Here is a 13,686-nt window from a genome sequence, read left to right as displayed (position 1 = left end):
AGAGAGCATATGAAAATACTTACGTTAAATACGCACGCTTGGGCAGAAGAAGACCAACTGAACAAGATCAGTCAGCTGGCTGATTTTATCAATACACACCAATTTGATGTGATTTCCATGCAAGAGGTTAATCAATCAATGCAAGAAGCAACGCTGTCCGCGGAGGAACTGAAACATTACTTTGCTACGGAATCGGATGCTGTGATCAAAAAAGACAACTACGCCTACGTTCTGCTTACGCAACTGACCGAGACCTATTACTGGACATGGATTCCCGCCCACGTCGGTTTCCAAAAATACGATGAAGGGCTGGCTATCCTGAGCCGGACGCCGATCACAAAGGCTTTTGGAGAGTATGTATCCCACATGCGGGATTACGATAACTACCGCACACGCAAAATTGTAGGTGTTCAGACTGAAGTACAAGGTGAAGCCACCTGGTTTGTGAATGGACACTATAACTGGTGGGATGATGAACAAGAGCCTTTCAAGGGGCAGTGGGAACTGACTGAGAGCAAGCTCGCTCCATATATGGACCAGTCGCTGTATATTATGGGCGATTTCAATAATGTCGCGGAAGTACGTGGGCAAGGCTACGATTATATGATGAGCAAGGGCTGGAACGACCTGTACACGACGGCTGTGCAAAAGGATGACGGTGCAACCGTGGTCAAAGCCATTGCCGGATGGGCGGATAACAAACGCGATCTGCGTATTGATTATATTTTCTCGAATCGTCCGGTACAGGCGAAGTCTTCGACGGTAGTTCTCAACGGAAAGAACGGCCCTGTAGTCTCTGACCATTACGGCGTAGCTGTGGAAATTTAATAGTTGGTCAGCCATGTACACAATTTTTTATCAAAATAAAACGAAAGCCTCCGCTCACTTCCTTATAAGGAAAGTGCAGTCGGAGGTTTTTTAATTTTAAAGCCAATACCCGAAATAAGGCGATTTGTTCAGAATCGGTTCAGAGCCTCTCTATATAATGTGCATTATCGTACATGTCCATATTATTTAAGGAAGATCCTCGATTGGATTTTGCGTTGGAATGACACGAACTTACTTCATATTGGGGGGGCATTCATTTGAAAAAAAATCATTTCATCAGCTCGATTCTCGCGGCGTCCTTGTTGACAACACCTTTGTGGACGACACAGGCTAACGCCGCAGTATCATTTACCGATATCGATAAATCCTATGCCAAAGATGCCATAGTAGAGTTGCAAAACGAAGGGATTGTCACTGGATTCAGTGATGGCCAATTTAATCCGTCCGGTATGATTACCAGACAGGATTTTGCCATCCTGATTGCCAAAACGTTAAAACTGGATGTAAACAATAACGTCCCATCCAATCCGACATTTACAGATATTCCTGTGACCAGCTATGCCTATGCTTCTGTTGAAGCGGTATATCAAGCAGGTATATTTAAAGGCATGGGAAGCGGGAAATTCGGGAGCGGTCAGACATTATCCAGACAGGATATGGTCGTAACCCTGATGAGAGCGAAGGGAACAGACGTAACGGGCAAAGCTGCTTCGTTAACGTTTAAGGACAGCACAAGCATCTCGGAATATGCAAAAGATGCGGTTGGAGCGGCACTAGAAGCCGGATACATTATCGGAGATCAAAACAACATGTTCAAACCGGCTTTGCAAGCGGATCGTCAAGCTGCAGCATTGACGGCTTCCCGATTGCTGCAAACGATAAAAGAAACTACAGGTCCGCAACCTGAACCAGTGCCTACGCCAACACCAAAACCAGAGGTAACACCAACGCCCGTGCCTACGCCGGCTCCACCTACCAGTTCGAATAATGGCGGGACCTCATCAGGTGGAAGTAGCGATAGCGGGAACATGAATCCATCTGTACCTGTGGATATAACAGCACCGACGGTGGATGTAGGCAAATTTAGCATTATCGATAATTACAGCGGAACCTGGGATCAAGTTCAGGGGGATCCTGGAGCAGTAAGTGAAGAAGGAGCCGTTGTAACTTTCTATAGTTGGACTGATGCAAATACGAATGGAGTCGTGGATGAAGGAGAGTTGGACGAAGGAATTCCCCTTGCCAAAAGCAAATCGGATGGTTCACTTGCGCTTACCAAATTGAAAAATTTGACTCCAGGAGACTACAAATTTGTGGTTACTGCCAAGGATTCAGCAGGTAATGAGTCTCCTAAAGATGCGGCGCATGTATTTACTTTTACGCTTGTAAACGGAGAAATGCCAGTAGACGTGCCGACTATAGGTTCCAGTAAGTTTGGCTTCGACTCAAGCAACTCTAAAACAAAGTATCTTCAAGTTCAATATGGAAATAATCCATTTTCTCTAAACTACGATGTAGGGGAAGAATTTGTGGATGGCACCATCGAGTATTGGACCGATGCGTTCCAGTTTAGCATAGATGATTCTTACCAAATTGATGGTGAGAATTATACAATAGATAGCAGTCAGATCAGTAATGATGGTCATACGCTTAAGCTTAAAGTAAATGTAGAACCCGGCACACCTATTATTTTGCAATTGGGAAATAAGATGAATGAGACAAGAGGTCAATATGATTTAATCATTCGTGTAGATGCTGACGGCGAAGGATTAACCAAATCTGTATATGAAGAAACAGAGAAGCTATTCGTTAAATTTGACATCTTCGGATAATTTTAATTTACATGAGACGGACTACAACGATGTAGTCCGTTGTTTTGTCTTATCGTCAGACTGACAATACAATTATTTATTTGTAAGCGTAATCAAAAATCTGTAGCCACCGGGAAGCAGGTCAGTTATACTTGGTTTATTATTTGGCTATTCCAAAGATAAACGAGGATCATCAACGTTCACCAAAAAGGGATTTTCTCACAAAGGTTAAGCGCTATACCTATGTATTCCATCGGGAGAGGAATGTGGGCATTCAATGACAACGTATTTCAGTGAACCGCAGAGCATGTATTATCGATTCGGAGAAGATCAGGATCAGGTGTTGAAGGTGCTGGCAGAGAGGTATATCGGCGCCAACGCGCAGGCTGATTTTGTATATCGCGTATTTCAGAAGTCTGGTATTTTGCAAAATGAGAAGGGTCTGTATGATCTGAATTTGAGTAAACGTTTCCCTGATGCACAGAAAGGTCAGATTTCTTATGCCGCAGCGCTGGTATGGGGGGATGAAGATCGAAATCTGGATGTGCTGATCCGCTGTTATGGACCGGTTCGCTTCTATTTTAACGAGCAATTGGTATATCGCTCCACGGTCATGGATGAGATCAACCTGGACGCGACTGTGAAACTGGGAATCGACATTAAACCGGGATGGAATATGTTGTTGCTGGAGATGAAGTATACACCTGCGGGCTTTGGATGCCAGTTTGGCTCGGACGAGGGGAAAGTGCGTATTCTGAATGTGCTTGCTCCTTTCCAGGAGAGACAGGGACAGGCCGGATGGGTGTATTCCAAACCGATAAGTTCGGAGGAGAATCATCCGGAATGGAATCTGCTCGGGTCAGAAGAGGATCACAGACTAGATTGGCTGCCTGACGCGCAATGGTCAGAGGAGAAACAGACGCAACCATCCCTGGAGAGAATATACGGACATCTTCCAGGTCAGCAAGTCTATGCGTGGACACGGTTAATCAACAGGGATTCAAGTGATTGCCCGATCCGTTTGTCTGGTCAATCTTCCGGACCACTGAATATATGGCTGAACGGTGTATCGGCAGTGCAATTGAAGGAAGCGGGTCCATTCGAGGCGAACATAACCGGATCTTTTGGACGGAACGACCTGTTGGTTTGCAGTGAATGTAGCGATACGGCCGAGCCATGGAATTTTGTAATAAATGCAACGGTGAATGGAGAGCAACTGGAACTGGAGCTTCCCCAGCGTGTGCACGGAGCTTCTGGAGAGCCGTGGCTATATCTAGGACCTTTTGAATCGGAGGACGTAGAACCTGATTTGCAGGATCTAATGCGTACTGATCGGGTGTTTAAAGGAAGTGTATTGAACGATAACCCAGAAGAAATGGGAAGCCAACATACACGGAAGGAACGCATATATTGGCGATTGGACAGACCGGATGCGTGGATACGCCCCTATTATGAAAATGCAATGCTCAGTAACAAATGGACCGTAGGCAGTGTAACCAACTATGGTCGCTGGGACTATCCTTTAGGTGTCACCGTATATGGTCTGTTGCAAACTGGACGTTATTTGCAGCGGCCCGACATTACGCGTTATGCGTCAGAACATGTGCAGGCGTGTACCCGTATGGATGAGTACTCATTATGGGATCGGGAGCAGTATGGTTTCCCAGCGGTTAACCAGCAGCTGGTTATGATGAAAATGCTGGATAACTGTGGCTCCTTTGGCTCAGCCATGCTGGAAGCCTATTCCGAATGTCAGGAGCCGACGTTTTTGCCGATTGCCGATCGAATTGCAGATTTTATGTTGACCCGGTTGGAGCGACAGGAGGACGGTGCATTTTACCGTGAGTGTATCGGTGAATTTGCCGAGAATACGATGTGGGCAGATGACCTTTATATGAGCACTCCGTTTCTTGTGCGGTATGCCCGACTGACGGGAAATAATTCAGCACTGGATGAAGCTGCTAGACAATTTTTATTGTATCGGAAATATCTGTTCATGCCTGAATTCAAGATCATGTCCCACGTATACGATTTTAAATATGGACAGGCGACACAAATTCCGTGGGGACGGGGAAATGGTTGGACGCTTTTTTCGCTGTCTGAGGTATTGGAAGCTTTGCCAGCAGAGCATTCGGAGCGCCCGACTTTAATTGCCTTCTTTAATGAATTATGTGAAGGATATGCAGCTCTGCAAGGAGAGGGCGGATTGTGGCATCAGGTATTGAATGATTCGGAAACCTACCAGGAAGCCTCCTGTACAGCGATGTTTGCTTATGGTTTTGCACGGGGAGTACGTTTTGGTTGGTTATATCAACCTGCACGTTACATTGAAGCGGCTGAGCGGGCCTGGAACGGATTAACCCGTAAAGCGATTGATCGTCAGGGTAATGTACATGGTGTATGCAGTGGTTCGAGATATGCCTTTACTGCAGAATATTACAATAAGGACCTGCTCACGGTAACGAATGACAATCACGGTATTGGCATTATGATGCTGGCAGGAACCGAAGTGGCGAAGATGAAGAAACATCTGGCCCAGCCTAAGGTGTCATCAACTGCTGTGACGCAATCCTGAAAGTGTCAGTAAAACTACAGGATACCTTGATCGAAATCTCACATGATATCTACTCTAACGTTTCATTGCAGACGGCTGGATGACCACTGGTGAGATGGAGCGAGGTAGAGTACGCGGCACGAAGAATGCTGTATATACGAATAACCACTGGGAGCGTCATTCCTGGTGGTTATTTAATCACTAAGAATATTGAAGACAATTGAATGGACATTTGTCCCAACCCCTTACTTTTTTGACAGGAAAGCTTACTTTTGTTTATGTCATGAGCAGCCATAGGCCGTTACAATAGTTTTTGTAAGCGATTCCATAAAAGCTAAAGGGGAGGAAATTCATTCATGTTGAATACCAAAAAGTGGGTAACCTTGTTCTGCCTATCCCTGTTAATGTTCGCTACAGCCTGTTCCGGAGGGTCATCAGGACCATCTGCTTCATCCAATGAAGGAGAAGAAGGGGGCACTTCCGGCAATATTGAACTTCGTATGACTTGGTGGGGATCACAGACTCGACACGATCTTACGACCAAAGTGATTAAGCTGTTTGAAGAGAAACACCCTGGCATTACCATCAAGCCGGAATATTCCGGTTGGGACGGATACTTTGACAAGCTGACCACACAGGTAGCCGGTTCAAATGCACCGGATATCATACAGATGGATTACGCTTTTCTAACCGATTTTGCCCGGCGTGGTGCATTGCTTGACCTGACCCCATACGCAGAGAGCAAAGAGCTGCGCACAGAAGACCATGACAAGAGCATGCTCAAAGCCGGATCGATTGACGATAAATTATACGCGATTACATTGGGTGTAAATGCACCAGGTGTCATCTATGATGCCACCGTATTCCAGGAGCTCGGAATCGAGGAGCCGCAGGAAAGCTGGACGTGGAAAGATTTTAGTGACGTAGCTGCCAAGATTGCAGCAGAGAAGGGTAACGGTTTCTACGGTTCGGCGGATGTATCGGGAACTACTAACATGTTTGAGGTATTTATCCGGCAAACAGGCAAGGGGCTATTTGATGGCGGGACATTGACAGCGACCAGCGAGGAGTTACAGCAATGGTTTGACATGTGGGGGGCGCTTCGTGAGAACGGAGGTGCTACCTCCGCAGAAGTGACGGCGTCCACTACGAATGCACTGGAGACACGCCCAATCTCACTTGGTACAGCTGCCATGGACTTTGCCTGGTCTAACCAATTGCTGACGTTCCAGCAGGTGAACAAAAACCAGGATCATAAGCTTGGGATACAAGTGCTTCCGCACGGTGTGGGTGAAAAGCAAATCGGTGAATACCTGAAAGCAGGTCAGTTCCTGTCCGGTTATGCCAAAACGAAACATCCGAAGGAAGTGGCGATGTTTATCGACTTCATGGTAAATGATCCCGAAGCTACCGCCATTCTCGGCTCGGAACGCGGAGTACCCGTCAATGCCAGCATCCGTGAGAAGATGCAGCCTACACTGCCAGAAGCGGAGCAAGCTATCTTCCAATTTATCGATGTGGTATCGAAAAACTCCAGTGAAATTGATCCGCCATACCCGCAAGGATTTTCCGAAGTGGATACCAGCTTTAAGAGTGCAAGCGAGCAGATTGCCTTTGGTCAAGACAACACACCGGATGTGATTGCCCAGTTCATTGAAGGGGCCAAGGCGACACTTGCATCAAGTCAATAACACTTGAACGGTTCCAGACTTCATATTCCGCGGGGAGGTTGCGAAGATGAGTACAACACAGGTCAGTCAAGCACGAACCGAGCGTGTGACAGCCCGGCGGGTGAAACGGAGATATGCCCATAATGGAGCAGCGCTTCTTTTCCTGGCCCCATGGCTGGTTGGTTTATTATTTCTGACACTTGGGCCGATGCTCGTTTCTTTATACATTTCGTTCACAGACTACAGTATCCTGGCCGCCCCTTCCTGGGTCGGTCTGGATAACTACACCACGATGTTTACATCGGATAAACTGTTTATCCAATCGCTCAAAGTCACATTTACGTATGTCGCCGTATCCGTACCGATCAAGCTGATTTTTGCCCTGCTGGTGGCGATGCTGTTGAACAAAGGCATTCGTGGGCTTGGCATTTACAGAACGGTGTATTACATCCCAACCCTGCTTGGGGGAAGTGTGGCGATTGCGATGCTGTGGCGCAAAATGCTGGGCGGTGACGGACTGCTCAATGGGGTGCTTGCCATGATCGGCATTAAGGCACCCGATTGGGTAGCCAACCCGAAATATGCCCTGTATTCGATCGTACTGTTGTCGGTATGGCAGTTCGGATCGTCGATGATTATTTTCCTGGCAGGCTTGAAACAGATTCCACCTGAGTATGACGAAGCTTCCGCCGTTGATGGAGCAGGCCCACTCCGGAGATTCTTTTATATCACACTGCCGATTCTGTCGCCGGTTATCTTTTTCAATCTCGTGATGCAGCTGATTACCTCCTTCCAGTCATTTACTCAGGCTTTTGTCATCAGTAACGGCAGCGGGGGGCCAGTCAATTCAACATTAATGTACTCTTTATACCTGTACAAAAAAGGGTTCTCGTTCTTCCAGATGGGTTATGCGTCCGCGATGGCCTGGGTGCTGGTGATTCTGATCGGTGTCTTTACATTGCTGGTATTCCGCAGCAGCAAGCTGTGGGTGCACTATGAGGATGGTGGAAAATCATGATTGGACAACGTAATTCTGCTGCGTGGGTAGTCGCCAAACATATACTTATCTCGGTCATTGCCTTTGTCATGCTGTACCCGGTGCTCTGGATGCTGGGCAGTTCATTCAAACCGGGACATATGATTTTCACCGAAACTTGGTTTTGGCCGCAAGAATGGAACTGGCAAAACTACATCAATGGCTGGACAGGAATTCAGGGCAATCCCTTCTCTCGTTTTCTGACCAACTCGGTCGTCCTGTCGCTGGGCGCTGTGCTTGGCAATGTCATCTCTTGCTCGATGGCGGCGTATGCCTTTGCCAGATTGAATTTTCGGTTCAAAGCGATTTGCTTTGGCTTAATGCTGATGACGATCATGCTGCCACACCATGTGACGCTGATTCCTCAATATATTCTGTTTAACCATCTGGAATGGGTGAATACGTATCTGCCGCTGGTCGTGCCGAAATGGCTGGCGACCGATGCCTTCTTCATTTTCCTGATGGTCCAGTTCTTTCGGGGATTGCCTAAAGAGTTGGATGAAGCGGCTACGATTGATGGATGTGGTCCTGTACGAATTTACACCAAAATTATCATTCCGCTGGCCTTTCCGGCGCTGGTGACGACGATGATCTTTACCTTTTTGTGGACATGGGATGACTTCTTCAGCCAGTTGATCTATCTGAGTGATGTCAGCAAATATACGGTGCCGCTAGGCTTACGCCTGTTCCTCGATTCCAGTTCCCAATCCGATTGGGGACCGATGTTTGCGATGTCAGTGCTGTCACTGGTGCCTTGTTTTATCGTATTTATCGTGTGTCAAAAGTATTTCGTGGAAGGAATCGCGACTTCTGGGCTCAAAGGGTAATTCCAAGACGAAACGAGTTGATTCCTAATGCGGAAACGAAGATTATCTGTATTCCTAAATCATAAGCTGCAACAAAGCAAGCTCTCCACGTTGATGGTGACTTGCTTTATTGCGTTTAACCTGCTGCTCGTCTCGGTTATTGTCTGGCTGGCATACCAGTCGTTCTCTGCCGTCACGTTTACCGAGATCAGCAAAGCACGACTTGCTCTTCTGAATGAGAGTACACGCCGAGGGTTTGATTTTATTACAGGTGTGACAGGCACGGCTTATTCTTTGGCGAGCAACCGTGAGCTGTCGAGTCTGCTTGAAACGAAGGGAACGGGAAGGCTGACACAGATCCATCAACGGCGTGAGGTGTCCAAAATATTGGATCATACGGTGGTAGTCAGTGAAGGTATTACCTCAGTGGAGCTGTATACGGATGCCTTCAACGGTGTCACTGTCACGATGGCCGACCGCATCTATTCAGTGGATACGATTGCTGGTGATTCATGGTTTGCTGCACTGGAGCATGCGGATGCGGCTTGGGTACCTCTGCGGGAAAACGAATCAGGCCAATCGCTAATCGGATACGCCCAGCGAATCTTTGACAGCCGGGTGGTACGGTAGCCTACGTGCTCATCCGCCTGAGTCGCGCCGATATTGTACGCAGATTTGCGGATATGCCGATGGTGCTGGATGGACAGGTGCTGTTGGTGGATACCGCAGGCAACGTCGTCATGCAGATGGGCGATGACAATTTAGGGGTGAATTCTGCTGAGGATTCAAGCTTAATTCATGGAGCCTCAAAAATTTTTCCTTCTATTAATGTATCTGCTAATGCAGCTGCTGCTGGGGAAAGCGAACCAGTCGTCGATCGTGCATGGATTCGGGAGCATGTTGAACATGAGCAGGACGGATTTGAAGTGGTTTCCGGCAAGCCTGGTGGAGCGCAGCTGGTTCTGTATTCAAGACCTGCCATGCTTCAGTGGCGACTGGTACAGACCATCCCTGTTCACACCCTGTTATCTCCTGTGAGGCAGGCCGGATGGCAGGTCCTTGGAATAGCTGTGCTGGGATTACTATTTTCAGCGGTACTTGCGTATCTGTTCGTTTGGCGGATTGTTCGTCCTTTACGTCAGTTGATCAAGCGGATGAGGCAACTGGAGAAGGGGGATTTCAATACCCGGGTTCAGCTTTCGTTTACCGAAGAATATGTCCATTTGGCGTATGGATTCAACCATATGGCTTCACAGTTGACGGAGTTGATGGAGCAGGTCAAGGAAGAGAGCCGGGCGAAGCGTGAAGCACAGACCGGTTTACTGGAGGCGCAAATCAAACCGCATTTTTTGTACAACACACTTGACATGATCCACTGGCGTGCTCTCGATTATGAGGCCAAGGACATCAGCCGCATGATTGTTCAACTCAGCAAACTGCTGCGTATTGGATTGAGCGGTGGCAGATTATTCATCCGAGTACGGGATGAGTTGGAGCATGCTCGTTGTTACGTTAGCATTCAGTCGGAGCGGCTGCCGTTCTCTATTGATTATCAGGAACAGATTGATCCGAGAGTGCGAAGTTGTTACATTCCCAAAATCATTTTGCAACCCTTTATCGAAAATGCGGTCATGCATGGGCAGCCGAAGGAAGGACAACTTCGCATACAGGTGGATATGCGGGAATTGCAGGGCAACGATCCACCATCCAAAATCATCATTTGCATAAAGGATAACGGACAGGGCTTGCCTAAGGGTTGGAAGCTAGAGGAGACGACTGGCATTGGTATACGAAATGTACATCAACGCATTCAATTGTATTGCGGCACTGGGTACGGCGTTGATATATGCGCAGGTGAATTAGGCGGAGTAGAAGTGACCATTACGCTGCCACGTATTGAGACGGCAGAACAATTAAACTTATGGCTGGGCGGTGAAAATGAATGAAAACCATTATGCTTGTAGACGATGACCCGCATATTGTAAAAGCATTGACCGACCATATTGATTGGCCATCCATTGGCCTCCACATTGCAGGAACAGCTTCCAATGGCGTGGACGCACTGGAGCTGTTCCAACAGCTGCGCCCTGATCTTGTGATGACGGACGTCTATCTGCCAGGAATGACAGGACTTGAGGTCACGCAGGCGCTGCGGCGGGACCATCCCCATCTGCCGATCATCATTCTTAGTGGATATGACGAATTCGAGAATGCCCGGGCGGCCATGCGCTGGGGCGTGAATCATTTTTTGCTAAAGCCTGCGGAAGTGGAGGAGATTGAGTCTGTTCTGCGTGAGGTGCTACTGGAAGAGGATGTGCGTGAGCGGCGAGAGCAGCTGGAGCAGACGTACAAACAGGAGATTGGGCGGGTGGTTCCCTATCTTCGCAAATTGTTTCTCCACGAGTTGTTAACCACACGCTACCGGGAAGAGGAGTTACCTGCGGAGCGTATGGATTATGTGGGCATTCGTATACCCTCTCAAGTGCGCGCCATCAGTCTACAGTTGTACCGGCCTGCATTTTTGACAAAGATGAAAGAGAGGGACTGGCAGCTATTAAGATATGGGGCAGCTGATATTATTCAGGAGACCGTCAAAGAGCAGATTTCGCAGATAAACGACTGCCAGGTTGAGATCGTGGATTACTCTGACCAGGTGTTAGTGCTGCTTCTATTTGACGAGAAGGACCCGCTAGAGCAATTTGAGTCCATTGTTGAACGGATGATTGATCAGATTTTTACGTATCTCAAAATCGAAATGAGCGCAGGTATTGGAACGTCCAAAGAGCACTTATGCGAAGTGATGGACTCCTATCTGGAGAGCAGAGAGGCGCTGGAGAAAGCAGAGTTTCAAGGCGGGAGCCGTGTATATCGATATGATTCATCAGATGCGTTAACCCCGAGCGCAACGGATTACTCGCAATTGCTGCGACAATGGAGTGAGTCATGGGCAGGTATGAGGACTGATCTGGCAGAGGAGATATGGGTTCACCTTCGCAATCTGCTGGAAGAAGGGGGTGGTACCAGTATTCAGGATGTGCAGGTTGTGGCTGTGAGCCTGTTCGACACGTTAATTCATAGTTGGAACCGGCATCATCCCATGCTGGCACCACCGCTCTCGATGAGCCACTTTTTGCGGGAAATTCAATCGAAATATGGGCTGCAGGATCTGATATGCTGGATGGATGGTATTATTCGAAACTGGATGGAACAGATACGTAAAGAAATGGGCGAGAAAAAAACCAATAAACTAGTGGAGCAGGTAAAACAGTACGTTGAAATGCATTATGCTGAAGAGATTAGTTTTGAAGCCATTGCCAAGGGACTGTTTGTACACCCCAAATATTTGAGTCAGCTGTTCAAGAGGGTGACCGGAGAGAACTTTGTGAGTTATGTAAATGGGTATCGGATTCAACGTGCGCTGGAACTATTACAGTCAGGGCATTACATGGTCTACGAGGTTAGTGAAATGACTGGGTTCCGCAACGCGACGTATTTCAGTCAGGTGTTCAAGATGCTTACGGGCAAGAGTCCGTCTGAGGTGGGGTAGAGCCATCAATAGGGTAAGCATAATAAAATAGATTGGACGGACTACAACGTATGATCATCGATCAACAGGAGTTTAACGTAAAAGGATGCTGAGGCATTGTCTTCACTTCGTTTACAGATGGATGGAGAAACCGAGTATATGGATCGTGAGCAAGGTGAAGGCTTTATTGATCCAGCTAGATTTGAACAAATAATCCGTTTGGACTCGGAGAAAGAGAGAAACCTGTTTCTCGTTACTATTGTAAAGGAACAAATCGTCGGGTATTCCAGGTGTGAAGGTGTTGATCTAAAGCGATTTTCTCATAAGGTTGAATTTGGCGTTTGTGTAGCGAAAGAGTTCTGGGGTTACGGGATCGGCAAGAAACTACTCGAACTATCAATAGATTGGGCAGACACGAATGGAATTGAGAAGATGACATTGAACGTAGTGGGGACGAACGATAAAGCGATGGTGCTTTACAAAAGAATGGGCTTCGAGATAGAGGGGACTGTGAAAAAGGATCGACGACACGCGGACGGTCGGTATTACGATACAGTTATGATGGGAAGGTTCAGGGGCTGAGGGGGAGAAGGTGGTGGTGAGAGGTTGGCTAACAATATACGCCACTCCTTTTATTATTCAATAACTATTCTTTTATATGAAAGAACAGATACACGAGTAACTACTTATCTCTCATGGAGAGAGTTAATATCTATTAGATGTATTTTCTTAAAATCTGATTTCATATATTGTTATAGAGGCTAATAGATATGTGCGATACAAGACTAAGTATCCCTTGAGCTACTAAATATTGTTTCTTCAAAACGAATAGAATCTCAGTTTACTATGAACATTAACTATTACCTTCCTCAATAAGTTAATGATATTCAACATTGTCATATCTATTGAGTGTAGCAGATGGGGGCTGATTGCAAGACAAAGATTGATTATAAATAGAAGGGAGATATAACGGTTCTATTTGTTCTCATAAAACGGAGATAGAAAAATATTAATTAAGGGTTGCAATTTATTTTTGTACATGGTATATTCTAATTCCGGCCAAGAAAACACGAGAAACACGGTGCGGCAAGCAAATGAAATAAGCTTCGAAAGAAACTTAAAAAAAGAGCTTGCAAAGTTGGTTCGGATGTGATAAGATATAAAAGTTGCTGAGGTGAACAACACGCTGCAGTGAAACAAGTTTGATCTTTGAAAACTGAACAACGAGTGAGTAACGATCTTGCTTGCAAGATCGACGCTGAGAAATCGGTACGCGTCTTCGGACTGTATGATTTCAAAGCAAAATAAATGAGATTTTTAATCTCGTCAGTTTCAAAATGAGCTTATCGCTCTTTTCAATACTTTATTGGAGAGTTTGATCCTGGCTCAGGACGAACGCTGGCGGCATGCCTAATACATGCAAGTCGAGCGGACTTGAAGAGAAGCTTGCTTCTC

9 protein-coding genes, 1 rRNA gene and 1 pseudogene are annotated in these 13,686 nt (G+C 46.8%); all 11 read left to right on the top strand.

All coding sequences use genetic code 11. From position 1 onward, the window contains the following. The first annotated feature begins 9 nt into the window (after positions 1-9). Complete coding sequence (locus BLV50_RS29275) at positions 10-828, top strand: endonuclease/exonuclease/phosphatase family protein (RefSeq protein ID WP_090811457.1); 819 nt, start codon at positions 10-12, stop codon at positions 826-828. A gap of 257 nt (positions 829-1,085) precedes the next feature. After that, positions 1,086-2,660 carry an S-layer homology domain-containing protein gene (locus BLV50_RS29270; protein WP_090811455.1) on the top strand — a complete coding sequence of 525 codons (1,575 nt, stop codon included), beginning with the start codon at positions 1,086-1,088 and terminating at the stop codon, positions 2,658-2,660. Positions 2,661-2,916: 256 nt separating this feature from the next. Further along, positions 2,917-5,214 (top strand): glycoside hydrolase family 88/105 protein, encoded by a 2,298-nt coding sequence (locus BLV50_RS29265; protein WP_090811453.1) that lies wholly within the window; start codon positions 2,917-2,919, stop codon positions 5,212-5,214. Positions 5,215-5,549: 335 nt separating this feature from the next. Then, the gene (locus BLV50_RS29260) at positions 5,550-6,884 is read left to right on the top strand and encodes an ABC transporter substrate-binding protein (RefSeq protein ID WP_090811451.1); all 1,335 of its coding nucleotides are present in this window, start codon (positions 5,550-5,552) and stop codon (positions 6,882-6,884) included. A 46-nt stretch (positions 6,885-6,930) separates the two neighbouring features. Beyond that, on the top strand, positions 6,931-7,881 hold the full coding sequence (locus tag BLV50_RS29255; protein ID WP_090811449.1) for a carbohydrate ABC transporter permease: 951 nt from the start codon (positions 6,931-6,933) through the stop codon (positions 7,879-7,881). Next, complete coding sequence (locus BLV50_RS29250; protein WP_072735806.1) at positions 7,878-8,726, top strand: carbohydrate ABC transporter permease; 849 nt, start codon at positions 7,878-7,880, stop codon at positions 8,724-8,726. Before BLV50_RS29255 ends, BLV50_RS29250 begins: the two co-directional genes overlap by 4 nt. A gap of 27 nt (positions 8,727-8,753) precedes the next feature. After that, positions 8,754-9,335, top strand: coding sequence for a hypothetical protein (locus BLV50_RS29245; RefSeq protein ID WP_090811447.1), 582 nt, complete (start codon positions 8,754-8,756; stop codon positions 9,333-9,335). 5 nt (positions 9,336-9,340) lie between these two features. Next, positions 9,341-10,651, top strand: a complete 1,311-nt coding sequence (locus tag BLV50_RS29240) for a sensor histidine kinase (RefSeq protein WP_090811445.1) — start codon at positions 9,341-9,343, stop codon at positions 10,649-10,651. Beyond that, entirely contained in the window at positions 10,648-12,252 is a 1,605-nt protein-coding gene (locus BLV50_RS29235) for a response regulator (protein ID WP_090811443.1), read from the top strand. The genes BLV50_RS29240 and BLV50_RS29235 overlap by 4 nt, the downstream gene beginning before the upstream one ends. 81 nt (positions 12,253-12,333) lie before the next feature. Beyond that, positions 12,334-12,813: pseudogene (locus BLV50_RS29230) on the top strand (N-acetyltransferase family protein); the annotation flags it as partial. A 781-nt stretch (positions 12,814-13,594) separates the two neighbouring features. Further along, positions 13,595-13,686 (top strand): 16S ribosomal RNA (locus BLV50_RS29225); the annotation flags it as partial.

Origin of the sequence: Paenibacillus sp. 276b, assembly GCF_900107875.1 — a bacterium.
GTDB classification, from domain to species: Bacteria; Bacillota; Bacilli; order Paenibacillales; family Paenibacillaceae; genus Paenibacillus; species Paenibacillus marchantiae.
Note: the sequence above shows the minus strand (reverse complement) of the source record. Positions and strands in the feature narration are given on the sequence as shown.